Annotated in this window: 21 protein-coding genes; 19 read left to right on the top strand and 2 right to left on the bottom strand. The window is 47.1% G+C overall.

The window, feature by feature from the left end:
- Positions 1-59 precede the first annotated feature (59 nt).
- The 15 genes from miaB to Pmgp_RS04305 all read left to right on the top strand — a co-directional run bounded on the left by miaB (position 60) and on the right by Pmgp_RS04305 (position 18,506).
- Positions 60-1,376 (top strand): tRNA (N6-isopentenyl adenosine(37)-C2)-methylthiotransferase MiaB, encoded by a 1,317-nt coding sequence (gene miaB / locus Pmgp_RS04375; RefSeq protein ID WP_134212752.1) that lies wholly within the window; start codon positions 60-62, stop codon positions 1,374-1,376.
- A gap of 258 nt (positions 1,377-1,634) precedes the next feature.
- The gene (locus Pmgp_RS04370) at positions 1,635-2,024 is read left to right on the top strand and encodes a YlbF/YmcA family competence regulator (RefSeq protein WP_134212751.1); all 390 of its coding nucleotides are present in this window, start codon (positions 1,635-1,637) and stop codon (positions 2,022-2,024) included.
- Between the two features lie 135 nt (positions 2,025-2,159).
- Positions 2,160-4,778 (top strand): DNA mismatch repair protein MutS, encoded by a 2,619-nt coding sequence (gene mutS, locus Pmgp_RS04365; protein ID WP_134212829.1) that lies wholly within the window; start codon positions 2,160-2,162, stop codon positions 4,776-4,778.
- A 12-nt stretch (positions 4,779-4,790) separates the two neighbouring features.
- Positions 4,791-6,476: a hydantoinase/oxoprolinase family protein gene (locus Pmgp_RS04360; protein WP_134212750.1), complete on the top strand. Its 1,686-nt coding sequence runs from the start codon at positions 4,791-4,793 to the stop codon at positions 6,474-6,476.
- Entirely contained in the window at positions 6,469-7,839 is a 1,371-nt protein-coding gene (locus Pmgp_RS04355; RefSeq protein ID WP_243119725.1) for a histone deacetylase family protein, read from the top strand. Before Pmgp_RS04360 ends, Pmgp_RS04355 begins: the two co-directional genes overlap by 8 nt.
- Positions 7,840-7,848: 9 nt before the next feature.
- Positions 7,849-9,669: a DNA mismatch repair endonuclease MutL gene (gene mutL, locus Pmgp_RS04350; RefSeq protein WP_134212749.1), complete on the top strand. Its 1,821-nt coding sequence runs from the start codon at positions 7,849-7,851 to the stop codon at positions 9,667-9,669.
- Between the two features lie 59 nt (positions 9,670-9,728).
- On the top strand, positions 9,729-10,556 hold the full coding sequence (locus Pmgp_RS04345) for a class I SAM-dependent methyltransferase (protein ID WP_243119724.1): 828 nt from the start codon (positions 9,729-9,731) through the stop codon (positions 10,554-10,556).
- Positions 10,553-11,515 carry a tRNA (adenosine(37)-N6)-dimethylallyltransferase MiaA gene (gene miaA / locus Pmgp_RS04340; protein ID WP_345789123.1) on the top strand — a complete coding sequence of 321 codons (963 nt, stop codon included), beginning with the start codon at positions 10,553-10,555 and terminating at the stop codon, positions 11,513-11,515. Before Pmgp_RS04345 ends, miaA begins: the two co-directional genes overlap by 4 nt.
- A gap of 41 nt (positions 11,516-11,556) precedes the next feature.
- On the top strand, positions 11,557-11,799 hold the full coding sequence (gene hfq, locus Pmgp_RS04335) for an RNA chaperone Hfq (RefSeq protein ID WP_134212748.1): 243 nt from the start codon (positions 11,557-11,559) through the stop codon (positions 11,797-11,799).
- Between the two features lie 108 nt (positions 11,800-11,907).
- On the top strand, positions 11,908-12,861 hold the full coding sequence (locus tag Pmgp_RS04330; protein WP_134212747.1) for an AAA family ATPase: 954 nt from the start codon (positions 11,908-11,910) through the stop codon (positions 12,859-12,861).
- A 34-nt stretch (positions 12,862-12,895) separates the two neighbouring features.
- Complete coding sequence (locus Pmgp_RS04325; RefSeq protein WP_134212746.1) at positions 12,896-14,131, top strand: methionine gamma-lyase family protein; 1,236 nt, start codon at positions 12,896-12,898, stop codon at positions 14,129-14,131.
- 85 nt (positions 14,132-14,216) lie between these two features.
- Positions 14,217-15,131 carry a selenium metabolism-associated LysR family transcriptional regulator gene (locus Pmgp_RS04320; protein ID WP_134212745.1) on the top strand — a complete coding sequence of 305 codons (915 nt, stop codon included), beginning with the start codon at positions 14,217-14,219 and terminating at the stop codon, positions 15,129-15,131.
- Positions 15,132-15,172: 41 nt separating this feature from the next.
- Positions 15,173-16,792, top strand: coding sequence for an ATP-binding protein (locus tag Pmgp_RS04315; protein ID WP_134212744.1), 1,620 nt, complete (start codon positions 15,173-15,175; stop codon positions 16,790-16,792).
- Positions 16,793-17,470 carry a response regulator gene (locus tag Pmgp_RS04310; RefSeq protein ID WP_134212743.1) on the top strand — a complete coding sequence of 226 codons (678 nt, stop codon included), beginning with the start codon at positions 16,793-16,795 and terminating at the stop codon, positions 17,468-17,470.
- A 13-nt stretch (positions 17,471-17,483) separates the two neighbouring features.
- Positions 17,484-18,506, top strand: coding sequence for a DctP family TRAP transporter solute-binding subunit (locus Pmgp_RS04305; RefSeq protein ID WP_134212742.1), 1,023 nt, complete (start codon positions 17,484-17,486; stop codon positions 18,504-18,506).
- Between the two features lie 64 nt (positions 18,507-18,570).
- Here the strand turns inward: Pmgp_RS04305 and Pmgp_RS04300 are convergent, their stop codons facing one another.
- Both Pmgp_RS04300 and lexA read right to left on the bottom strand, forming a co-directional pair.
- Positions 18,571-19,911 carry an MFS transporter gene (locus tag Pmgp_RS04300; protein ID WP_134212741.1) on the bottom strand — a complete coding sequence of 447 codons (1,341 nt, stop codon included), beginning with the start codon at positions 19,909-19,911 and terminating at the stop codon, positions 18,571-18,573.
- Positions 19,912-20,334: 423 nt separating this feature from the next.
- A complete protein-coding gene (gene lexA, locus Pmgp_RS04295; protein WP_134212740.1) occupies positions 20,335-20,946 on the bottom strand; it encodes a transcriptional repressor LexA in 612 nt (203 codons plus the stop codon).
- 179 nt (positions 20,947-21,125) lie between these two features.
- Between lexA and Pmgp_RS04290 the strand changes: the two genes are divergently transcribed.
- The 4 genes from Pmgp_RS04290 to sucC all read left to right on the top strand — a co-directional run bounded on the left by Pmgp_RS04290 (position 21,126) and on the right by sucC (position 26,232).
- The gene (locus tag Pmgp_RS04290; RefSeq protein WP_134212739.1) at positions 21,126-22,835 is read left to right on the top strand and encodes a sigma 54-interacting transcriptional regulator; all 1,710 of its coding nucleotides are present in this window, start codon (positions 21,126-21,128) and stop codon (positions 22,833-22,835) included.
- 289 nt (positions 22,836-23,124) lie between these two features.
- Positions 23,125-23,967 carry a fumarate hydratase gene (locus Pmgp_RS04285; RefSeq protein WP_192902787.1) on the top strand — a complete coding sequence of 281 codons (843 nt, stop codon included), beginning with the start codon at positions 23,125-23,127 and terminating at the stop codon, positions 23,965-23,967.
- 48 nt (positions 23,968-24,015) lie between these two features.
- Complete coding sequence (locus tag Pmgp_RS04280) at positions 24,016-24,576, top strand: Fe-S-containing hydro-lyase (RefSeq protein WP_134212825.1); 561 nt, start codon at positions 24,016-24,018, stop codon at positions 24,574-24,576.
- Positions 24,577-25,116: 540 nt separating this feature from the next.
- Positions 25,117-26,232: an ADP-forming succinate--CoA ligase subunit beta gene (sucC, locus tag Pmgp_RS04275; protein WP_134212737.1), complete on the top strand. Its 1,116-nt coding sequence runs from the start codon at positions 25,117-25,119 to the stop codon at positions 26,230-26,232.
- The last annotated feature ends 30 nt before the right edge of the window (positions 26,233-26,262 follow it).

Raw genomic sequence — 26,262 nt, 5'->3', positions numbered from 1 at the left:
GCGCGGAAAGTCAATTACCGTTATAATTGTTATAAATCTCTAATAGGGCAGGTCTTTTCTTGAAATCGTATCTAATAAAAACTTTCGGCTGTCAGATGAATGAGCATGACTCAGAAGTGCTGGCGGGAATACTTGAGACTTTAGGGTATACTCCAACCGGTGAAATGGAAAGGGCCGGCATCATTCTTTTAAACACGTGCTGTGTACGGGAAACCGCCGAGAATAAAGTATTTTCGCTGCTGGGAAGACTTCGCCGTCAAAAAATGGGAAACCCTGAGCTGATTATCGGAGTTTGTGGCTGTATGCCCCAGCAGGAACACATGGCCGCCAGGATCCGGCAGCTGTTCCCTTACGTTGATCTGGTTTTTGGCACTCACAACGTCCACCAGCTGCCTGAGCTGATTACCCGTGTTGAGGAAAGCAGGGAGGCAGTTACGGAGGTCTGGCCGGGCTCGCCTGTAATCAAGGAAGACCTGCCGGTAAGAAGGAAAGAAGGAGTCCGGGCCTGGTTAACCATTATGTACGGGTGTAATAACTTTTGCACCTATTGTATCGTCCCGTATGTCAGGGGAAGGGAGCGGAGCCGTAAACCGGAGGACATAGTGGCTGAGGCCGCCAGTCTTGCCGGACAGGGCTATAAAGAAATAATACTGCTCGGCCAGAATGTTAACTCTTACGGCAAGGATTCAGGCAGCGGTTTTGATTTCGCTGATCTGCTGAAAAAGCTGGAAGATGAAAGCGGCATTGAGCGAATAAGGTATATGACCTCTCACCCCAGGGATTTTAATGAAAAACTTATTAAAGTAATAGCTGCTTCCGCCAAGGTGTGTGAACATTTCCACCTGCCTGTCCAGGCCGGCAGCAATAAAATACTGAAAAAGATGGGCAGGGGCTATACCAGGGAGGCATATTTGAATCTAATTGCCGAAATCAAAGCCTTGGTCCCCCTGGCAACTGTAACTACAGATATTATGGTGGGTTTTCCAGGCGAAAGCCAGGAAGACTTTAATGATACAATGGACCTTGTGCGGCAGGCCCGCTTTGACAGCGCCTATACCTTTATCTATAACACCAGGCCCGGTACTCCGGCAGCAGGGATGGAGGGCCAGGTTTCCGAAGAGGAAAAAAAGGAGCGGATCCAGAATCTAATCAGGCTTCAAAACAGAATCAGCCTTGAAAGGAGTATTGAAGAGATAGGAAGGATACAGGAAGTACTGGTTGAAGGTGAAAGTAAAAAGGGCAAAGGACTTCAGTTTGGCAGAAACAGAGGCAACAAAATGGTCCTTTTCCCATCTGCCGAAGATCTTACCGGCAAGACCATCAAGGTGAGAATTACAGCTGCACAAATAGCCCATCTGGCTGGTGAGATAGTGTAAAACTAATAGAAATAATAAAGATAAAACAAATAGACAGGATTAACAGGATTTGATAAGATTAACAGGATTTAAAGAAAACTTTGCAAAAGTCTTACAAGGCAACCTTAAAAGATATATATGAGTAATAAAATAAAAATCATTTATTTAATAATAAAATCCTGTTAATCCTGTTTAATCTTGTAAATCCTGTCCAATGTTTTAGTTCTTATTTTTTGCGTTTAAGGAATACTCATTAATAAAAAATATGGAGGTTGGGAAATGTCAATATTGGATAAAGCAAGAGAACTCGGAGCCGAACTTGCTGTCTCGAAAGAACTAATCAACTTTAGAGAAGCAGAGGAAATGATGTTGAAGGATCCTCACGCATACGATGTTGTTAAAGCCTTCAATGAAAAACAGCAGTCTTTTCAGGTGATCCTGTCTCAGGGTATAGCGTTGACGGACGGGCAGAAAAAAGAACTTGAGGATCTTGAGTCAAAAATGCTTGATAATCCTTATGTTTATAATTTTATCAAAGCACAGCAGGAATTTTTTAAATTGCTGGAAACTGTCAACAATATTCTTGACGAAGCTATTGGCATGAACCAGCAAGGGTGCGAGTGTGACGATGACAGCTGCGGCTGCGGCGGCGGAAGCTGCAGCTGTTAAAAATCAGATCCTTCGATTATTGCTAAACTTAAAGCCCAAGAACACCCTGAGGTTAGCCAGGGTTTTCTTGCTTTTGGTTTATGATCCCATATGCTATAATGTTCACCAGGAGGGATACCGGTGAGTTTTACACCAATGATCAGGCAGTATCTTGAGATAAAGGGACAATATCCGGATGCCATCCTTTTTTTTCGCCTGGGAGATTTCTATGAAATGTTTTTCGACGACGCCTCCGTCGCTGCGAGGGAACTTGAGATAACTCTTACCGGAAGGGATGGAGGAAGTTCGGAGCGAGTGCCCATGTGCGGCGTGCCATATCATGCCGTAGACGGTTATATAGCGAAGCTGATCGGAAAGGGCTACCGGGTGGCTATCTGCGACCAGGTTGAGGACCCTGCGGAGGCTAAGGGCATAGTAAGGCGGGAAGTTACCAGGGTCATTACGCCCGGCACCATTATGGAAGGGCAGCTGCTGGAGGAAAAGAAAAATAACTTTCTGGCATGTGTGGCTCAGGATGAAAATGGGTACGGCCTGGCGGTAACAGATATAACCACCGGGAGTTTCATGGTTTGTTCCTTCTCCGGCGCCAGGGCTTATCACGATGTTATGGAAGAGATCGCCAGGATCATGCCCGCAGAGGTGATCGTGCCCTTTACAGAGGAAGAAGAAAACGGCCAGGGAATTTTCCACTGGACAGGTCCGCTTGCCGATGAGTTGAGACTGATGGGGCCTGTTGTCAGCGGTTACTCAAATAAAGCATTTTCCCGGGCGCAAGCTGTGCGCGCTCTGGAAGCGCAGTTTGGCGAAAATTCTTTTTTGAATTTGGAAACAGTCAGCCCCGGCCTTGCCGTTACCGCTGCCGGCGCACTGGTCAGTTTTTTAAAGGACACTCAAAAAAGGGACCTTGCACATCTTAATGAAATTCAATTTTACCAGCCGGGAAAATATATGCTGCTAGACCTAACAGCCAGGCGCAACCTGGAATTAACCCGCTCTATGTCAGACAACACAAAAAAGTTCACCCTGCTTTCCGTACTTGATTATACTGTTACTTCAATGGGCGGCAGGCTGCTCAGAAACTGGATCGAGCAGCCGTTGTTAATAAAAGAAGATGTTATAGAACGCCTGGACGCGGTTGAAGAGCTGGTTGGCAGTACCTTATCCCGCCAGGATTATAAAAACGTGCTGAAAAACATATATGACCTGGAGCGGTTAGCAGGCAAGATTTCTTTTGGCACGGTTAATCCCCGTGATTTAATCGCCCTGCGTAAATCTCTTGCCCAGCTCAGCCCTTTGAAGAAGCTTTTAAGCCAGTCAACAGCCGCTATCTTAAAAAGAATCAGTGATGATATAGATCCGATGGAGGATATTAAGGAACTTCTAGATAATGCCATCGCTGATGAACCGCCCCTTTCCACGAGGGACGGAGGTATAATAAAAAAGGGATATAATTCAGAAGTTGACAGCCTGCGCTCAGTGAAACTGGAAGCCAGGTCAATGCTGGCGGGTTTGGAAGAGAGGGAGCGCAGCCGCACCGGCATTAAGTCTCTCAAAGTCGGTTATAACAGAGTTTTTGGCTATTACCTGGAAGTGACCAAGTCATATCTAAGTATGGTGCCGGATGATTACAGGCGCAGGCAGACCCTGGCCAACGCCGAAAGGTACATAACTCCCGAGCTGAAAGAGTACGAGGACAACATTTTAGGCGCGGAAGAGCGCCTGCTGCGGTTGGAAAACAGGTTGTTCAATCAAATCAGAGACCAGCTGCTGGCGCAAATCCGGCGCATTCAGAGTACAGCTCAGGCCGTAGCCGGGGCAGACACGCTCTATTCCCTGGCGGAGGCCTCGGCGGCCGGCCGGTACGTCAGGCCTGAAATAAACAATAATGGACGCTTGCTGATCAGGGACGGGCGCCATCCTGTTCTGGAAAAAGCGCTTGGCCCCGGGCTTTTTGTGCCCAATGATACAGAGATGGATAATGAGCAAAACCGCCTGGCGTTGATAACCGGACCAAATATGGCGGGCAAGAGCACGTATATGCGGCAGGTTGCCTTAATTGTTTTAATGGCGCAGCTGGGCTGCTTCGTGCCCGCCTCAGAAGCTAAAATAGATTTGGTTGACCGCATATTCACCAGGATCGGGGCGTCTGACGACATTGCCGGAGGACAAAGCACATTCATGGTGGAAATGAACGAGTGCCGCTCAATAGTTGCCTCAGCCACCGCCAGAAGCTTGATCATTTTAGACGAGGTGGGACGCGGGACCAGCACCTATGACGGCATAAGCATAGCCAGAGCCCTGGCTGAATACATACACTTGAGAATTGGCGCGAAAACGCTTTTTTCCACCCATTATCTTGAACTAACCGATCTCGACAGTATACCGGGGATTGTAAATCTGAACGTCGCTGTTAAAGAGCAGGGTGAAAATATTATTTTTTTAAGGAAGGTGATTAACGGGCGGGCGGACCGCAGCTACGGCATTCATGTGGCCAAGCTGGCCGGCCTGCCATTGGAAATTATCAGCCGTGCCACGGAAATATTAAAGGGTTTGGAAACTGCGCGGCAATCAAATGAGCTGGCCGCCGCTGCCCTTGAGGAAAAATCTTTTTCGCACGACAGTATTGAAAACCCGGTTATAGAAGAGATTCGCCAGCTTGATATTCTAGGCATGACACCACTGGAAGCAATCAGCAAACTTTATGAACTGCAAAAAAAGATAGATAAAAAAATATTTAACAATCTGATGGCCTAAGGGGGCTGCTCTATGTATGTGGGTGTAGACGTGGGGGGCACGTATACAGACGCTGTTCTTCTGAAAAACAACAGGGTTCGTGCCATGGCTAAAATTCCAACCAGGGAGAACCTGTTAAGTTCCCTCCTGGAATCGATCGATACGATCTTGAAAGATGCTGACAAAAAGGAAATAAAAAGAATTGTTTTTAGTACCACTATCATTACCAACATGATTGCCGGGCATAAATATGACCAGGTTGAATTGCTGCTCATCCCTGGCCCCGGCCTCACGCACGATTACTATAAAATAAAACCATATGTACATATAATATCCGGAGCTGTTGATTACCGCGGCAGGGTGACTGCGCGTTTAGACAAACAGGAAATCGACGCGGCGCTTTCAAAAATCGCCGCCGGCGGCTGTAATAAAGTCGGCGTGATTGGCAAGTTTTCTCCCCGCAACACTTCCCAGGAAAAACGGGTGGAGGCTATCATTAAAGAAAAATATCCGGATTGGCAGGTGGAACTTGGGTCGCGCGTAGGAGGAAAGCTAAATTTCCCCAGGCGTGCTGAGACAACATATCTGACCTGTGCCACCCGCCAGCCGTACCGTGCGTTCCTGGACTCCGTCCAGCAAGCTCTGGCTGAACGGGAAATAAATGCAGACGTTTTTATCCTGAAAGCGGATGGAGGGACGCTGCCCTTAAAAGGTTCCGAGGAATTGCCTGTTGAAACTATTTTCTCAGGCCCCGCGGCCAGCACACTGGGGGTCCAGGCCTTGACACCGCCTGGTGAAACATCGGTGGTAGTTGATATTGGAGGGACCACTACCGACCTGGCCTTAATATTAAGCGGCAAACCGCTTCTTTCTGCAAAGGGCGCCAGGGTCAGGGATCAGTTGACCCAGGTTCGCGCTCTGGCTGTTAAATCAGTGCCGGTCGGTGGGGACAGTGTCCTGGAGTTGGATGGCAATAAGATCATAATTCGCTCTGAAAGACAGGGCCAGGCCTATTGCCTGGGAGGTCCGGTCCCGACCCCGACAGACGCCCTGCGCGTCCTCGGTCTGACCTCGCTGGGTGACCAGGACAGAGCTGCCGAAGCTATGGGCATTTTGGGCAAAGCACTGGGGCGGGAGATCAAAGACATTGCTGCCAGAGTGATAGACCAGGTTGTTGAAAATATTTCGGCCGAAATAGAGAAGATGTTTTGGGAATGGGAGCAAGAGCCTGCTTACAGGGTGTGGGAGGTTCTGCACAAGCACAAAGAGAAGCCGCGACTTGTAGTTGGCGTTGGCGGTGGGGCTGCCGGTTTTGTAAACAAGGTGGCTGACAGGCTTGGCTGTTCCCCCTATATCCCGCAGTACGCCGCGGTAGCCAACGCAATCGGGGCGGCGGTTGCCAGGCCGACGATGCAGGTAAGCCTGAGGGCTGATACTGAGCAGGGCTATTATATTATCCAGGAAGAAGGACAGCAGGAAAAAATAAAGGACAGAAATTTCAACGAACGGATGGCGCTGGATTTGGCCAAGGAAAGCTTGATCAAAAGAGCAGCCAAATACGGGCTGGAAGTGGATCCGGATGAAATAGAGGTTGCCAGCCAGGAGGTCTTCAACATGATCAGGGATTGGCATACCAGCGGCAGGTTGTTTGATGTGACGGTGCAAACCCCCCGGGGTATTACAGGCAGAGTCGGGGACGGGGGTGATATTGATGTCTAAGTTATTGCCAAAAAAGACCGGGTTGATTTTCTTTCCTGCTTTTGACTGGGCCATATCGCCAACCCACCCGGAAAGGGAAGAGCGTCTTCTCTATACCAGGGACCAGATTTTTGAAGAAGGGATTATGGATTTGCCTCAGATTGAGGAATACTCTCCGTCTCTGGCCTTAATTCACGACTTGGCCAGGACTCATTTCTGTGTGCCCAGAGTCGAAGACCAAATCACGGAGGCGCACCTGATTGCGGCAGGTGCGGCAATCCTGCTGGCAGACAAAATAGTACAAGGGGAGATTAAGAACGGCTTTGCCCTGGTAAGGCCGCCGGGGCACCACGCCATGCGGGTAGTGCACGGCAACCGCGGTTTCTGCAATATTAACAATGAAGCAATAATGGTTGAATACCTGCGCGCACGGCATAAAATTAAACGAATTGCGATTATAGACACAGATGTCCACCACGGCGACGGCACCCAGGATATTTTCTGGCACGACCCGGACGTCTTGTTTATATCTTTTCACCAGGACGGGCGGACTTTGTATCCCGGGACAGGCTTTACGTACGAGTTGGGGGGTCCCAGGGCTTACGCCCGCACCATTAATATCCCGCTGCCGCCGGGCACTACCGATGACAGCCTGCTTTATGTGGTGGACAATCTGATCCTGCCGGTGTTAGCAGATTTTAAACCCGATTTCATAGTTAACTCTGCGGGACAGGATAACCATTACACCGATCCGCTGGGCAGCATGCGCATTACCGCCCAGGGATACGCTAAACTGACTGAAAAGCTGCGCCCGGACCTCGCTGTTCTTGAGGGCGGGTATGCTATCGAGACCGCGCTGCCTTATGTTAATATGTCAATTATCTTGGCCTTGGCCGGCCTGGATTACTCAGGTGTGAAGGAGCCTGACTACTTGCCCGGGCGCTTCAAAGAAACTCCCGAACACAAGGATCAGGTGCGCCGGATAGTGCAAGAGCTCAGGCAGCGCTGGGAGACGCGGGATAATGCGCCAATTGAAAAAAGGGATGTTAACGGCAACTACTACCAGAGGAAAAAGCACATATTCTACGACACGGATTATATTGAAGAAAACCAGCTGGAGAAGCTGAGACTTTGCGATTGTTGCCCGGGGTATTTAATTATTGACACTAAGGCAAATCTGGGCTTCAACAGGCCGGCAACTGCTCTGTGTATCTCCGTGCCGGCTGCCGCTTGCCCCAAATGCCGGGCTGAAGCGGGGGATGTATTCCAGCAGTCGAAAAAAACATCTCAGTATCGCAATGTTTACCTCCAGGATAAACACTCCGATACTTTTTATGGCTATGATTGTGAAAAATCCAGGGAATGGCTGACAGAGGGCCGTTGAGGTAAGGTATTGGCGAAGATAATTTTACTGGATGAAATGACCATTAACCAGATTGCCGCCGGAGAGGTTGTTGAGCGACCTGTTTCAGTGGTTAAGGAACTGGTTGAAAATTCACTGGATGCGGGCGCGGGCAGGATCATTACAGATCTTGAGGAGGGCGGCCTGTCGTCTGTAACAGTGGCGGATGATGGCTGCGGCATGAACGAGGAGGACCTGCTGCTTGCCTTTGAGCGGCACGCCACCAGTAAGATCAGCGTTGTGTCCGACCTGAGCCGGATTGGCACACTGGGCTTCAGAGGTGAAGCCATCCCGAGCATTGCCGCGGTATCAAGGATGTCCTTCACGACCAGAGTGGCTCAAGCCATAAACGGCGCCAGAGCAGAGGCAGCTGGCGGGTCTCTGCTCACTGTAGTTCCGGTGGGGTGCCCGCCTGGCTCAACAGTAGTTGTAAAAGATCTGTTCTTTAACACTCCGGTTAGAAAAAAAACCATGAAAAGCCCTTCTATGGAAGGCTCGCTTTGTGGTGAAATAATTACAAGACTGGCTCTGACCAGGCCGGAAGTAAGTTTTGAGCTTAGAAACAATGGCAGGAGAGTATTTTATTCAAACGGTTCGGGTAGATTGTTAGATGCTTTAATATCAGTTTACGGAGCGGAGCAAGCCAGGGAGATGATCCTGGTGGATGCCGCAGCAGGCGGAATGGTATTAAAAGGCTTTACCTCCAAACCTGCGTTAAGCCGCAGCAGCCGCAGCCATATAACCACTATCATCAACGGGCGGTATGTGCAGTGTGCGGCGATAAGAGGAGCTGTTGAAGAAGCCTACCGGACCATACTGCCGCGTGGAAGAAGTCCTGTGGCTGTATTGGAAATGACCCTCGCGCCTGAACTGATCGATGTGAATGTCCACCCGGCTAAACTGGAGGTGCGTCTTTTAGAAGAAAAGGAAGCAGCCGAACTGGTTATCCGGACGCTTAAAGAAGCGCTCCGTGTCAGGACTGCCATTCCTTCATTAAAGATTAGCCAGACCCTGTCAGGCAGCCGCAAAGATAAAAGAAATTTCATGACGGCGCCAGTGTTAAAAACGGATGATGAAAATAAACAGCAAGAATTTAATTTAGTAAAAAAAGAGGAAACAGACCTGTCCTTAGATGAGGAAACGATCTCTCGGGCTAGCGGGTTTGAGCCTTTTGCAGCCGGCTTTGACGGCATTGCGGAAGCTGAAGAAAAAATTGACTATGCCGGCAGGCAAAATAAGATGCCTGTTTTAAATGTACTTGCCTGGCTTAAGCCAACTTATATCCTGGCCGGGGGGGAAGACGGGCTTTACCTGATTGACCAGCATGCCGCTCATGAGAGAATTCTCTATGAGGAATGTCTCGCACGTAAAATAGAAAATCCGGTCCAATGCCTGCTGCTGCCGGTTACACTGGAATTGGATTACAGGGAAATGGCGATTTTAAGTGAGAGGATAATTTGGTTTAATGAGGCAGGTTTTTTAATAGAACATTTTGGCGGCAATACCTTTCTTTTGCGAGGCGTACCGCCGCATTTTCCGGAAGGTCAGGCCAGGGAGTTCCTCTTAGATATGCTGGATTATTTCAGGGAAAGAGGTCCGGGTGCTGCACGGGCGGAATTCTTCAACCATCTTGCCTCAGCTATTGCCTGCAGGAATGCGGTAAAGGCCGGCGAAAGACTATCGCAGTCATCAATGGAAGCGCTGCTGGACAGGCTGGCCGGGACAGAGAATCCCTTCACTTGCCCGCACGGCAGGCCAACCATGATCTGCTTGTCATTCGAGGACTTGGAGAAAAGGTTTAAGCGTTCTTAAACAAAAATATTGACTACTTTAAGCAGATTTTGATTAACCGGGCACGAGGAGTAAAAATCTTGGGAGAGACCTTTCCCCGCAAGACTGTATCCTGTTTAAGCTTTATAGTCACTACTTCACATCGCCCGACATGCGTCCAAACAGAAGCGGCAAAACAGCTTGCGTCAGAGTTTAAAGTGTCTTTTGCTGAAAGATCTGATTTGTCAGTTAAGGATATAACCGAAAAATTCGGCGTCGATGGTTTACTGGTTGTGTCAGCCCAGAGGACATCCTTTATTTGCGGAGGCCAGGAGTTCTTTTTCCACCCGGGCTTGGCCAGGCTGCGTATAAAGGAGCTAAAAAATGGGAAGGCTGACCAAATGATTAAGGCTATGTCCCTTATGCCCGGGGAGTCTGTATTGGACTGCACACTAGGACCCGGGGCTGACGCCATAGTGGCCAGCTATGTCAGCGGTCCCAATGGCAGGGTTACAGGACTGGAAGCTTCACCTATAATTTCTGTACTGGTGGGGTCAGGTCTTTCGACATATCCTGAAGAAGAAGATATCACTGCGGCTATGCGCCGGATTAATGTGATTAACACTGATTACAGGACATATTTAAGCAGTTTGGAGCCGTGCAGCTATGACATTATATATTTTGACCCGATGTTTCGCGCTCCGCGTCATAAATCACCCGCGATGAACTCGGTCCGCCTCCTTGCCGACCCTGCGCCGGTGGAAAAGGAAACAATTAATTTGGCACTGCGCGCGGCGGCAAAGAGAGTGGTTTTGAAAGAAAGACGCGGCAGCGCTGAATTTGAACGTCTGGGGTTTAAGCATGTTGTTGGAGGCAATTACGCGCCCGTAGCCTATGGAGTCATGGAAAGGCAAGGGGTGTTGGATTGAAAGGGACGATGCAGGAGAATTTACCGCTGGTGGTTATTACCGGACCTACCGCCACAGGGAAAAGTGATATAGGTGTAAAAGCAGCCGCTATTGTAGGAGGGGAAATTATTTCCGCTGACTCCATGCTGGTCTACCGGGGTATGGACATCGGCACGGCCAAACCCTCCGCTGAGCAGATGGGCGGTATTACCCATCATCTTATTGATATTGTTGAACCTGACGAGGAGTATAATGTCTCTTTATTTCAGCAGCAGGCCAGGAGCATCATAAAGGATATTATAAGCAGGAATAAAATCCCTTTTATGGTAGGCGGCACAGGGCTTTATATAAGATCTGTAATAGATGATTATGATTTCAGTGACACTGGAGGGGACGAATCTTACAGGAAAGCCCTGCAAAATGTGGTGGTTGAGCGCGGACCTGAGTCTCTCTACAAACAGCTGTCCGAAATCGACCCGCTGACGGCCAAAAAACTGCATCCAAGAGATGTGAGACGAATAATCAGGGCACTAGAAGTACACAAACATACTGGCAGGCCAATCTCAAGTTATCATACACTTGACCGGCCGGGTCAACCTCTCTATAACTTGCTGATGTTTGGCCTGACTATGGAAAGGGAGGCATTGTACAAAAGAATAGAACAGAGGGTTGATCTTATGCTGGCTGCCGGCCTGGTGGAAGAGGTGGCAAGGTTGTTAAGAATGGGTTTTTCAACTGAACTAAGTTCCATGCGCGGCCTTGGTTATAAAGAAATCGCAGCATACCTGACCGGAGCGATGAGCCTTGATCAGGCGGTTGATGTTTTAAAAAGAAACACCAGAAGATTTGCTAAAAGACAATTGACCTGGTTTCGGAGGGATAACAGAATAAGGTGGCTTTCTGTTGACCAGCCCGGCAGTCAGGAATTTATCGTGCAAGAAATTACCAGAACGGTAGCAGGAGTATCTAAAGGTTTGTAGAAAATATAAAGAACAACATTCCAACGGAGGGAGGCCAAGTTATGACAAAACCTCAGATTAATCTACAGGACGCTTTTTTAAACCAGGTCAGGAAAGAAAATATTCCGGTAACCATTTTCCTTGTCAATGGTTTTCAGTTAAAAGGAATGGTTAAAGGTTTTGATAATTTTACAGTAATTTTAGAAAGCGACGGCAAGCAGTTAATGGTTTACAAACATGCGATTTCAACGATCAGCCCGCTTAAACCTGTCAGCACCGTTTTTTCGGAAACGAAGGGCTCCTAACTCATCGGACAGCCCCTCCCATTGAGGGGCTTTACTTTTTGGTCGTAAAAACTCACCGCAGACGTATAATGGTAATGATTGATGCATTAGACGGGGTGAGGGCGGCTTATGAGAGTAAAGATATGGAACAGCCAGGAGAATATAAAGAACACTGATATAAAGGCAGAGACCAGCTGGAAAACACAGGCGGCCCAACTAAATCTCAAAATTGCACGCAGCGGGGATGAACCAAACTCACTTAAGAACGCCAGGGAAATATTGTTGGAGTTGAATGCCCTGGTCGGCCTGCGCAGCGTGAAGAGGTTGATAGAAGAGATCTACTCTTACGTGGAAATCCAAAAAAAAAGGCAGAAAGAAAAGCTTGTCTCTGAACCGCTGGGCCTGCATATGATTTTTAAAGGAAACCCGGGCACAGGCAAAACGACAGTTGCCAGAATATCAGGCAGGCTTTTTAAAGAAGTTGGAGTACTCCCCAAAGGGCACCTGGTTGAGGTTGAGCGAGCAGACCTGGTGGGTGAGTTTATTGGGCATACGGCCCAAAAGACCAGAGAGCAGGTAAAAAGGGCACTGGGCGGCATACTTTTTATTGATGAGGCCTATTCCCTGGCCAGGGGAGGCGAGAAGGACTTCGGCAAGGAAGCCATAGACGCCCTGGTAAAAGGCATGGAGGACCACAGGGACAATCTGATTTTGATCCTAGCGGGCTACCAGGATGAAATGGACTGGTTTATAGAGACAAACCCCGGCTTGCGGTCACGCTTTCCCATACACATTTATTTCCCTGATTTCAGCAACGATGAATTGCTGGCAATAGCCGATCTGATGCTGCAGCAGAGACAGTATTTTCTTTCCAACGGCGCCAGGGAAGAATTCAGGTTTATTATTGAAAGGGAACATAAAAGGCATGAGCACAGCGGCAACGCCAGGTTGGTGCGTAATCTGATTGAAAGGGCGATCAGGCGCCAGGCGGTAAGACTCCTGCAGAAAAATTGTGATCTCAGCCGGGACGATCTAATGGTTATACATAAAGAAGATTTAACAGGCGCCATAGATCTGATTTAAACACCAAGTTAATGAAGGAGATACTTGCACATATATGATAACCGACTTAGATAAACTATCTGAAGAGGTGGAAAAAGAAGTACAGGAAGTATACCGGGCTGTCGATGCCGCTGCAATGCACAACCACAAAAAAGTACTGGCCGCATTTCAAAAGACCAGGGTCAGCGACTATCACCTAAAAGGAGCAACCGGTTATGGTTATGGAGACAGGGGCAGGGAGGCTCTTGAGCAAACGTACGCGGAAGTTTTCAGGTCCGAGGCCGCCCTAGTGCGCAGTCAGATTGTGTCTGGGACCCATGCCATAGCTTTATGTCTTTACGGGGTCCTGCGGCCAGGAGATGAAATCCTGGCGGTACAGGGGGAGCCTTACGACACCCTTGGCGAGATGATCGGAATCCGTGGGAATGCCCCTGGCTCGCTTAAAGAACTTGGCGTAACTTATAAACAGGTGGAATTATTAAATGAAGGCGGCTTAGACTACGAAGGAATTAGACAAGCCCTGAACGTCAGGACCAAAATGATTATGCTGCAGCGCTCCCGCGGCTACAGCCGGCAGCCGTCTCTGGGAATCAGCGCTATAAAGCAAATTATAGGGTTTGTCAGGAACCTTAAACCTGAAACTGTCATTTTTGTAGACAACTGCTACGGTGAGTTTGTTGAGACGGAGGAGCCGGTAGAAGCCGGTGCTGACCTGGTTGCAGGCTCTCTGATTAAAAACCCGGGCGGGGGATTGGCGCCAACTGGGGGATATGTGGCCGGAAGGACAAAATATGTCGAAATGGCCGCCAACAGGTGGAGCGCCCCAGGTATAGGAGCCGAAGTGGGGCCTTCCGGCGAGCATCAAAGGACACTTTTTCAGGGTTTGTTTCTCGCGCCGCATATTGTGGCGGAAGCGCTTAAAGGTGCTGTTTTCGCTGCGAGATTGTTTGAAAGGCTGGGATACAAAGTCTCTCCCGAGTATAATGCGCGGCGGCATGATATCGTACAGGCTATTGAACTCGGCACACCTGAAAAGATGCTTGCTTTTTGCCGGGGTATCCAGGGGGCCTCGCCGGTGGACTCACATGTGCGCCCGGAGGCGAATGAAATGCCTGGTTACGCTGAACCTGTAGTTATGGCGGCGGGTACATTTGTTCAGGGGGCTTCTTTGGAGTTAAGCGCTGACGGTCCGTTAAGACCGCCATATACTGTTTACCTGCAGGGGGGACTTTCAAAAGAGTATGTAAGATTGGCGGTTATGGCCGCAGCCCGTGAAGTGCTGAAAATGTAAAAATAACAAAAAAATAAAAATTTCAGAAGGTTTTGAAGTTTTTTTGGCGAAAAACTAAATAGAACCATTAACTGGTGGTGTTTTGATGAATTTCAAGCAGTTGGAGGCATTTATCTGGGTAGCTGAGCTGCAAAGCTTTACCAGGGCTGCCCGTCAGCTTTTTATGAGCCAGCCTGCTGTCAGTTTTCAGATCAAAGCACTGGAGGAAGACCTGCAGGTAGCATTGTTTCAGCGTGGAGATAAAAAAGTAATGCTCACCGAAGCGGGCCGTCTATTATATCCTGAAGCAAAACAGATGATCAGGCATTATAACAGAATCAAAGCAGGGCTGGATGACCTCAAAGGGCTGAAAACCGGGCATCTTGTGGTAGGCGCCAGCACTATCCCGGGTGAATATCTGCTGCCCCTGATGATTGGTGGTTTTAAAGAAAAGTTTCCAGGCATCCAGGTGATTTTGAAGGTTGCGGGCAGTGGTCAGGTCAGCCGGTGGATCAGGGAAAGAGAGATTGATCTTGGTATTACCGGAACAACCATGGAAGGTGAAGGTATTGAATGCCAACCATGGCTGTTGGATCATTTGATATTAATCGTCAATCCCTCGCATCCATGGTCAAAACAAAGCGAGGTCACTCTTAATGACCTGAAGGATGAATCAATGATCCTCCGCGAACAGGGTTCAGGCACCAGAAGATCGTTGGAGCAGAGACTCGCTGAAAAAGGTGTGATCCTGGATAAGATCCCGCATACAATGGAATTGGGAAGTACCAGGGCCGTTATCACCGCAGTTGAAGCAAACCTGGGTGTGAGCATTGTTTCAAAATATGCGGTTAAAGAAGCTTTGGAACTGGGACGGGTTAAAGAGGTTAAATTAAGCGGTGTTGATTTAAGCAGGTACCTATACCAGATTAGGCATACCCAGGGTATAGGCGGGTATGCTATTGAGGCATTTATCACTTTTGTCAACGATGCGGAGAATCGCCAGCTTTATTTGAAGGTTTAGCATAAAAAACAACTTAGTGCCATAAAAAGAGTGCCTTTATAATGCTTAAGATTAATCCAAAATATTATAATTTAAGTACCAAGATAGCCGTTCTTTCATTTGGATCGGTTTTTCTTTCTATTATCATAGGTGTTTTTGTGGTAGTTGAAAGAATGTCCGATTCCTTGGAAAAAGAAATGGGCATGAGAGCGATGGCCATTGCCAGGACACTGGCCCAGTTTGAAGAAATCCAAAAAAACGTGGGTAATCCGGGCGGCCAGAATATTATTCAGCCAATCGTGGAACGTACCCGCCTGGCTACCGGTGTTGAATACGTGGTGGTGGTTGACATGGAAGGCACCCGGTATTCACATCCGGTTGAAGACAGGATTGGCAAAAAATTTACCGACACAGATCTCAGCCCGGCCCTGGCAAATAATGAATACATATCAAAGGCGCAAGGTGTTTTAGGCCCGTCAGTGCGCGCGTTTGTGCCAATAAAAGTAGATGAAGGCACCCGCCAGGTCGGCGTGGTCATTGTCGGCGTACTGACACCAACAAAGTTAAGTCTTCTTAAATACATTCAGGCACAGCTGTACTACTCACTGGGCATAGGTATGATCATAGGTCTGTTAGGCTCTTTTTACCTGGCTAAAAAAATTAAAAGCGCCATGTTTAACATGGAGCCGGAGGAAATTGCCAGGCTCCTGGAAGAGCGTGTGGCAATCTTTCAAGCTATCAGCGAGGGTATGATCGCCATTGACGCCAAGAGCAGGATTACTATAGCAAACAGTGAGGCAATGCGCATAATCGGCAAGAACGAGGATGAAATAATAGGAAGTTATATCGGTGATGTTATCCCAGGCACACGCATGCCGGAGGTTTTGAGTACCGGGCAGGCTCATTTAAACAGCGAAATGATCATTAATAATACTGTGGTTCTGGCTAACCGGGTGCCGATAAGATTTGAAGGTTATATCATCGGGGCGGTTGCAACCTTTCATGCTAAAACTGAGGCCAACAGGCTGGCTGAGGAGCTGACAGGAGTCAAATCATTTATTGAAGCTTTGCGCGTGCAAAATCATGAATATATGAATAAGCTCCACACTATAGCCGGCTTGATTCAGCTTGACAAAAGCCAGCAGGCTCTTGATTATATATTTGATATTACTGAAGAACAGCAAGAAATAACGAGGATCGTGTCAAAGAACATATTTGACCACAGTATAGCCGGGCTGCTTCTAGGTAAATACGCCAGAGCCAAAGAGCTAAGGATTAACATGGTTATTGACCGGCAATCCAGTTTATCCGGATTGCCGCCGTGTTTGGAAACAGGCGATATGGTAGCTGTCATCGGCAACTTGATCGAAAATGCCTTTGACGCTGTCCGTGAAGAAAAACAGGAAAGAAGAAAAATATACTTTGCAATTTTTGATAATATAAATAATTTGGTCATTATGGTACGTGACTGGGGAGCAGGTATTCCATTAGAAAAGAGAGAAACAATATTTCAACAGGGGTTCACTACCAAAGGCTCGATGAACCGCGGTATTGGACTTTACCTGGTCAAACGGTATGTTGAATTGGCCGGTGGGAGTATAACCGTCAATAACATGGAAGAAGGCGGCGCTGAATTTACTGTTATTATGCCCAAAGATGAATACCGGGAGGCGGAAGGATAGTTGTCCCAGATAGAAGTTTTAATTATTGAAGACGACCCCATGGTTGTTGAAGTAAACAGGAGTTTTGTGGACGCCGTGCCGGGCTTCAGGGTGGCGGGAGTAGCCCGCACCGGGCGGGAGGCTGTTGAACTGGTCAAGTCCCTAAAACCGGACCTGGTTCTGCTTGATATCTACCTGCCGGATATAGACGGCGTTGCCGCGCTGCAAGAAATCAGGCGCCTTGACCTGCCTACCGATGTGATAGCGGTTACCGCAGCCCAGGATGCTAAAACCATCCAAAATGTTTTTCGTTACGGCGCTATAGACTATATAATTAAACCTTTTAAGTTTGCGCGCATTAAAGCGGCGCTGACAAGTTATGCCACCATGCACAACCGCTTTAAACACCAGACTATGATGAATCAGTCAGAAGTCGACAACATAACCAAGGGCAGGGGGCAGCAATTTGATGAGGAAATACCAAAACGTCTTAATGAGTTAACCTTAAAACAGATCTACCTTTTTCTTTTAAAGGAGGGGAAATCATTATCCGCCGAGGAAGTGGCTGAAGGTGTCGGCCTGGCCAGGGTAACCGCCAGAAGGTATCTTGATTTTCTTGAGAAATCAGGCAGGATTGTTCTCGGTATGCAGTATGGATCGATTGGGCGCCCAATTAACCGCTACCGGGTAAAAGAATAAGAGGTAATTATCAATGAAAACCAAGATTACCGTAATCCTGTGCTTATGTCTATTTTTCATTTTGACACCAGGGTGCGGCGAAAGAGTTGTTGATAAGGAACAGGTCAGCCCTGATGAGAAAATTGTCATCAAGTTTTCTCATGTAGTAGCTGAGAACACACCCAAGGGCCTCGCCGCAGAGCGTTATGCGGCACTGGTCAAAGAGCGCACCCGCGGCAGGGTGGAGGTTCAGGTTTTCCCCAATTCCACCCTCTATAAAGACGGCGAAGAGATACAGGCGCTGCAGTCCGGCGCTGTTCAGATGATCGCTCCCGCTACTTCCAAGCTGGCTGGAGAATTCCCACAATGGCAGATTTTCGATCTGCCATATGTTTTCATGAATGAGGAGAAAGTTCACGAAGCAATGAACGGTTATATCGGCGTTAAACTGTACGGGGGATTGAGACAGAATAATATTCAGTCTCTTGCCTTTTGGGACAGCGGTTTTAAATTGATTACCAACAGCCGGAAACCTATCATATACCCGCAGGATTTTAATGACTTGTCTTTCAGGGTAATGATCAACAGTAAGGTCCTGAAAAAGCAATTTGAGAAATTGGGGGCAACACCAGTTGAAGGATCTTTCGACGATCTTTACCGTGCTCTTGAAACAAGGGCTTTCGACGGTGAGGAGAACACCATATCAAACATTTGCACCAAGAATTTGTACAAAGTTCAGCCCTATTTAATTGTTACTAACCATGGTTACATGGGTTATGTGGTTTTGACCAACGCTGCATACTGGAACAGCCTGCCGCCTGATATCAGAGAGGTGCTGGAGAGCACAATGGCTGAGGTTACTGAATGGGAGCGCCAGCAAGCTCTCAAAATGAACAAAGAGGGACTGGAAATGGTCGCTCAGTCAGGAGTCACGCAGGTACATTACCAGACGGAAGATGAAAAAAGAGAGTGGATGGAAGTCCTGCGACCAATTTACACAGAGTTTAGCGATGTTATTGGCAGGGATCTGATTAGTTCAATTGAAGAGTTAAACTAAAAAATACTAAAAAAATGGCTGTACCGGATTGTTTCCGGCACAGCCATTTTTTTAGATAAGGCTTTTAATTCAATTCAGCGTCTTTTGTTTCCGGGCTGAAAATCAGGCTAATAAAGGTCATCACCGCGCCGACGGTCAGAATTACGGCAGGTGAAAGCCACATATCATCCTTTTCAATCGCTTTTATAAACGGGATGCTATGAGCCCACCAAACATAGATACTGAACCAGGCGCCGATTAACGCGCCGGAGGAATAGCCGAAACCAACTCCCACAGCACGCCGTTTGGTCGGGAACCTTTCGGAGAGATATGACGGGACAACACCCCAGGCCAGCTTCAGCATGCCCGCCATGGTGGTCCCGATCAAGGCAATCAATAAATTCCGCGATAAAGCAGCGTGGTAGAGCACATAATACACCGGAACGCCAAATGCAACTAAGAAAACACAGTAGTACATGGTAAGTTTTCTCCGGCCGACTATTTCTGACAGCCAGCCATAGAAATTATACCCGAGAAAGGCGCAAAACAGGGCAAAGCCGTAAATTAAACTATATGTAGTCGCGTCAAAGCCCCTCCCGCCAAGGGTTAAAATATTCGGAAGGAATCCGTATACTGAGTAATCAGTAAGGAAGAGTCCGGTCATGAAAAAGAACACCTGCAGGAATGTCCAGAGTGCCGGGGGCTTAAACAAGCTGATAAACGGCGCCTTTTCTATAGTTCCTCTTTCTTTAGCTTCTTCGAATTTGGGTGACTCAGGCAAAAATCCCCTGATATAAAGAGCTAAGAAAATAGGTATAACACCGGTAAGAAAGGCAATCCTCCAGCCATATGACAACATTGCTTCCGCGCCTAAAGCTGCATTAATAATGGCAAAAACTACTGAGGCTACAACATAGCCGGCAGGGAAACCTGATTGGATGAAACCGCCAATAATCCCGCGCTTACCTCTGGGCGCGTGTTCAATGGCAAAGGTGTGGCCGACTGCGTACTCACCACCGAAAAATACTCCCATGATAAATCTAATGCCGGCAAACAAGACATAAGATAAGACCCCAACTTGCTGATATGTAGGAAGAAAAGCCGCCAAAACGGACATTAAACCTACGCCGCCGATTGTGTAGATCAGCAGCATGCGCCTGCCGATTTTATCCGCGTAGTGGCCAAATATTGCTGAGCCTACCGGGCGGGCAGCCATGGTGATGGAATAAGTCAAAACAATAACTACATACTGCCAGGCTTCACTTCCTTTGGGTGACACGAAAAGCTTACTTAACATAGGCGCCATTACAATAACCAGCGCCATATCATAAGCATCCATGGCGAATCCCAGGAATTGTGAGATCATGGCTAGTTTAGTATCTTTCTCAAGGGTTTTTTTCATTGAGTCAACGTGTACTGAAGACATTTTTTACCTCCTAAAAGCTAATTTCTGATAATTTTTTTTATTCTATTTCATTAATCACTCCCAACATAGATATATTGATAACTGGTACTAAAGTTTAAACCACAGGCAGACACATTATGGAATAATAACAAGATATACTGATATGTCTCTGCTTATTTGAAAACCATTATATTTAATAAAATAATGAACAAAAATATTTAGTTCATTTTGTTTTAATATTATTTATATAGTTCTATGTATTATGGATAAGTAATACTGTATACTATATATTATGTAATATATACAGTATAATAGTGACGTTTGATGTGCCAAAAAAGAGAGGATGCTCTCCGAAGTGTTTGGAAAACATCCTCTATTATGTGTCTATCAATAAAAAGGAAAACTGCTGTTTAATTCACTGCCGTTTTAAATCCGGCAGACAAATCAATGAATGCGGCGCACCAGACCAATTACCTTGCCTAAGACTTTAAGGTCAGACGTATAAATAGGCTCCATCAGACTGTTTTCAGGCTGGAGCCGGACCCTGTCTTTTTCTTTAAAGAATCTTTTCACTGTGGCCTCCTCATCTAAAAGCGCTACCACCACATCGCCGTTATTGGCGTCATGCTGCTGCCTCACAATAACCATATCGCCGTTAAAGATGCCGGCTTCGATCATGCTGTCACCGCGTACTGTCAGCATAAAAAATTCACCCGCTCCGGTAAAATGGGTCGGCAGCGGAAAGAGGTCCTCTCTGTTCTCAACCGCTAAAAGGGGAAGTCCTGCGGCAACCTTGCCGAGGAGAGGTACGTTCACGAATTCAACCCTTTCACCTTCTGGATCGTCCAGCACCTCCATAGCCCTTGGCTTTGTGGCGTCGCGCCTTAAATACCCTTTGGCTTCCAGCTTTTTCAGGTAAGCATGTACGGTAGAACTGGAACTTAAACCTACCGCCTGGCCTATTTCCCTGACAGAGGGAGGGTAGCCTTTCTGCTTTATGTTTTTCTTAATCATAGCAAGTATAGCCGCCTGTTTGGGAGTGAGGTCGGAATCCATTGCAGCACCTGCCTTTATAATAATGTTCATTTAATTATAACACAAAATTCATATATTAAAACACTTGTTCGAATTATTTTTATTCTAATAAATAAAAATAATTTTTAACTTTTAGAAGGATGCCATTTAATAGTGTCGAAAACTATTTACAATACCGTTTGCACAAGAGGTGGTACCAGTTGAAGTTGGTCAGGGTGGCCATTGTTGGCGGTGGCCGCGGAGGTTATTCCGTATTAAGGATGCTCAAGGAAATAAAAGAAGTTGAAATTGTCGGCATCTCAGACGTTGAACCGGAGGCGCCCGGTATCGTCGCTGCGCAAGAAGAAGGTATTAGCGTTACCAGGGATTTTAATGAACTTCTCAGCCTGCCGGATCTGGATGTGATAATTGAAACTACCGGACTGCCTGAAGTGCGTGATAAGATCCAACAGAACATTAGCAGTAAGACAGCACTTATGGAAGCCAAGGCTGCCAACTTGATTATAACTATTTTAAAAGAAAAAAAGGAAGAGCTGCTGGAGATTAAGAGAGTTAAAAGTCAGCTCTCGGCCATACTTGATTCAGTGCAGGAAGCTATTGAGGTAGCTGATATCAACGGCAATATCCAATACGTAAACAATGCCTTCTCAAGAGTTACAGGCATCTCTGAGAAAGACAGGATCGGCCAGAATATTTTTGAAGCATCACCAGACGGCGCCCTGGCGTCTGTTCTAAAAACAGGGAAACTTGTTTTCGGCCACAGGACTAAAGTCGGCGGCAGCAACGCTGAAGTTGTTTCCAATGCCGCACCAATTAATGTTGACGGGATCATGGAAGGCGGCGTCGTAGTTTTTCAGCATTTTACCGATGTCATGAACATCATGGAAGAACTGAAAAAAAGCACTACCATTATTGAAAGTCTCACAGACAAATTAGGACAGGTGACAACCAGCAAATATACATTTGATGATATCCTCGGCAACAGTGACGAGCTGAAAAGATGTATAAATTTAGCCGAGAAATCAGCCCGCAGCAACACAACTGTTTTGCTTCTGGGTGAAAGCGGCACAGGCAAAGAATTGTTCGCTCACGCCATTCACTCTTCTTCTATGCGGCGGGAAAACCCGTTTATTAAAGTAAACTGCGCGGCTATACCCGAGACACTGCTTGAAAGCGAATTCTTCGGCTACGCCAAGGGCGCTTTTACCGGAGCGGTTAAATCCAAAATAGGAAAATTCGAACTTGCCCACAGCGGGACGATCTTCCTTGATGAAATAGGAGACATGAATCTTATCCTGCAGGGCAAGCTGCTGCGGGTACTGCAGGAAATGGAATTTGAACGGGTAGGCGGCAACCAGACCATAAAAGTTGATGTGCGTGTTATAGCTGCCACCAATCGCAACCTGCGGGAATTGATCCGGCAGGGCAAGTTCAGGGAAGACCTTTTTTACCGACTGAATGTTGTTGAAATCACTATTCCGCCGCTAAGAGTGCGCAAAGAGGACCTGCCGGTTCTTCTGGACAACCTGATTGTCAAGTTGAACAGAAAACTTGGCAAAAAAGTTAGAGGGGTTTCCAAGGAAGCAGAGGAAATGCTCTACAACTTCGACTGGCCCGGTAATGTGCGGGAGCTTGAAAATGTTATTGAAAGAGTAATGGTTACAATGGATGAGGAAATTATCAACAAGAAGAATCTAAGCCAACAAATGAATCAGTTTAGAATATCTCATGACCGTGACATTGAACTGATTACCATCGACCAGATGGAGGAAATGCTCATCCGCAAGGCCGTGGCCAAATTCGGCAATACGGTTGAAGGAAAGAGGCGCGCTTCACAAGCTTTGAACATTTCGCTGGCGACTCTTTACAACAAGTTAAAAAGGCAAAAACCCACGAATATTAAAATTTAGAAATTTTATAAAAATAAGAAATGCCATTGACCCCAATGCCTTAGCTGTCTATGTTTCTTAAAATTAGAATATTTGCTGTCAAAATCCGAATAAATATTACTTATTTATCACAGTATAAGTTTTATGATCAGTCATTGTCAAAACCGCCAAAAAGCCAGCAATAAGCTGGCTTTTTGGCCAAATGAATGATCGTGCTGCAGGACTATGGTAATAGGTACTATGTCAATGGTACAAATCTTGCAGTAAATTTACCTGTTGGGACCAACACTTAGCAAAGGGGGGAATAAAAATTAAAACCATCAACACAAGCGTTATTACGGAAAATGTAGCGAGAATGTGTCAGGAGGCCAACTTCTTACTTGGCGAAGACGTGATGGAGGCCTTCAAAAAAGGGTGCGAAACGGAAGTCTCCAACACGGGCAAAGAAATACTTCAGATTCTGATTAAGAATGCTGAGATTGCCCGTGAGGAGCAGGTCCCTATGTGTCAGGACTGCGGCTACGCTGTTGTTTTCCTGGAGCTGGGACAGGATGTCCATATCGAGGGTGGAGATCTTTACGAGGCAATAACTGAGGGGGTTAGAAAAGGATATACTGATGGCTACCTCAGGAAGTCCATCGTAGGTCATCCGCTTGAGCGCAAAAATACCGGCGATAACACACCTCCGGTTATTCACACCAAAATCGTCCCGGGTGAGAACCTCAAAATTACCCTCGCTCCCAAAGGCGGCGGCAGTGAAAACATGAGCCAGATAAAAATGATGAAGCCGGCCGACGGAGTGGAAGGCGTGAAAAACTTCGTTATTGAAGTGGCTAAAAACGCCGGCCCGAACCCCTGCCCTCCGGTTATTTTAGGAGTAGGCATTGGCGGCACAATGGAGAAAGCTGCGTTAATCGCGAAGGAAGCGCTGTTAAGGGAGATTGGTTCAGTTAATGAAGATCCGGAAATGGCGAAGCTTGAGGCGGAACTGCTTGAAAAGATAAATAATTTGGGCATCGGACCTCAAGGGCTGGGCGGCAGAACTTTCTGCCTGGCCGTGCATATTAAAACCTACGCTGCCCACATTGCCAGTTTGCCTGTTGCAGTAAACATTAACTGCCACGCGGCAAGGCACAAAGAGGTAGTGCTATAAGATATTACCAAGAGAGAGATAGCTGAATTAAAAGGGGAGGTGAAAATATTGACCCAGATCAGGCTTACTACTCCATTAACAGATGAAGATGTAGAAAAGCTCAGAATTGGACAGCAGGTTCTCGTGAACGGTGTCATTTATACCGGCCGGGATGCTGCACACAAAAGAATGGTAGATCTGATCAAAGCAGGGAAAGTGAATGAACTGCCCTTTGATCCCAAAGGTCAGATTATTTACTACGTGGGACCAAGCCCCACAAAGCCAGGAAGAGTTGTTGGTTCCTGCGGACCCACAACCAGTTACCGGATGGATCCATACGCACCCGAATTATACAAGTTGGGTCTAAAGGCTTCCATAGGTAAGGGCAAAAGATCACCTGAAGTAATCGAAGCGATGAAGAAGTACAAGGGAGTATACCTGGCTGCTATCGGCGGAGCCGCAGCTTTGATTGCCAAGTGCATCAAAAGCGCCAAAGTTATCGCGTATCCGGATTTAGGCGCTGAGGCGGTCCATGAATTCGTTGTTGAAGATTTCCCGATGGTCGTCGTTAACGATACTCTGGGTGGAGACCTTTATCAAGAAGGTATCAAGATTTACGCAGTAAAATAGAGAAAAAATAAGAGTATTACTGGGGTAGATTTCCCTGGAGGAATTTGATGTCTATAAAGACAAGCCAGGCCTTGGGGAAGATTATTAAAAACAACCTGTGATATTTAAAATGCCCGACCGTAAAGCATTTTAGGTTGGGCTAATACCATTTTCTCTAAAAAACACCCTTTTCAGGTTACTAAAAAAGAAAAATAGACCATTATTAGCCAGGAAATATTTTTTAGAGAGGGTTTTATTGCTGGATTAGCCGGTGAGACTGGGGGTAGTTTTACTGGCAGAAGCCAAAGGGTTATCATGAAAGAAAAAAATTGAATACCACCTTCCATAAAATTAATGCTTTAAGGAGAGGTAGAGTTTTTATTTTCTATAGGAACGGTGGGACAAAAAGGGGGGAGTCAAGGCAAGACAGAATATTTATAAATTTTAAAAAATAGAAGGAAAAAGTCCTTGTGCAACGAAGTCTTAGTTTCAGGTAATAATATTGGAAATCTTTTTTAAAATAAAGCGCCAAAACAAAAATGGAGAGGAGAGATTTAGCCTGTGAAAATGTTTGAGTACATGGGTAAGGAGCTTTTTGCCAAATACGGTTTACCGGTTCCGAAAGGCAGAATGGCCAAAACCCCGGAAGAAGCCGCACAGATTGCTGCGGAAATTGGTGGTCCATGTGTAGTAAAATCTCAGGTGCTGTCAGGCAAGAGAGGTAAAGCTGGGGGTATTAAGTTTCCGAACACTCCGGAAGAAGCCAAAAAGGCTGCTGAAGAAGTTCTCAGCATGACCATCCAGGGGTTGCCGGTCGAGTGCGTCCTGGTGGAAGAAAAATTAAAGATTGACAAAGAGCTTTACATGTCAATTACCATTGACGGTTCTGCCAAGCAGGCTGTCATGATCGCTTCCGCTTACGGCGGGATGGACATTGAAGAGCAGCCGGAAGAGTACATCATTAAGAAGCACATCGATCCGGAGCTCGGCATGCATCCTTTCTTCGCCCGTGATGTGGTAAGAAGGATGGGCATTCCCTTAAACGGCCCGCACGGCAAAGAAATCGTGAAAATAGTTCAAACCCTTTACAAGATCTGCAAAGAAAAAGACGCCGAACTGGTTGAGATCAACCCGCTGGTGTTCAGTGGCGACAGAGTAATCGCTGCTGACTCTAAGGTTACCATCGATGAAGACGCTATGTTCCGCATGGTGGACCTGCCTTTCGTTGAAGACAAGTCCCCGGCTGAAAGAGCGGCAAAGGACCTGGGCCTTTCCTTCGTGGAACTGGACGGCGACATTGCTGTTATGGCCAACGGTGCCGGCATCACCATGGGAACCCTGGACACTCTCCAAGCTTTTGGCGGTACTCCAAGGAACTTCCTGGACTGCGGCGGCGGCACCGGCAGGGAAGCAACTGCCAAGGCCCTGGACATTCTTCTCAACCTGCAACCCAAAGGATTGTTCATTAACATCTTCGGCGGCATCACCCGCTGCGACGATGTTGCCAACGCCTTTAAGGATGTTTATGAAGCTCGCGGCGGCTTCCCGGTGCCAGTTGTAATCCGTCTTGTGGGCACCAACCAGGATGCCGGACGGGAAATCCTGAGGTCCATCGGTGTTGAAGCGTTCGACTTCATGCAGGACGCGGCCAGAAGGATAATTGAGCTTGTTAGGTAATTATCCTTTGTCTCAAGCGAAAGCGCGTAA

The organism is Pelotomaculum propionicicum, from assembly GCF_004369225.1.
Taxonomy (GTDB): domain Bacteria; phylum Bacillota; class Desulfotomaculia; order Desulfotomaculales; family Pelotomaculaceae; genus Pelotomaculum_B; species Pelotomaculum_B propionicicum.
Note: the sequence above shows the minus strand (reverse complement) of the source record. Positions and strands in the feature narration are given on the sequence as shown.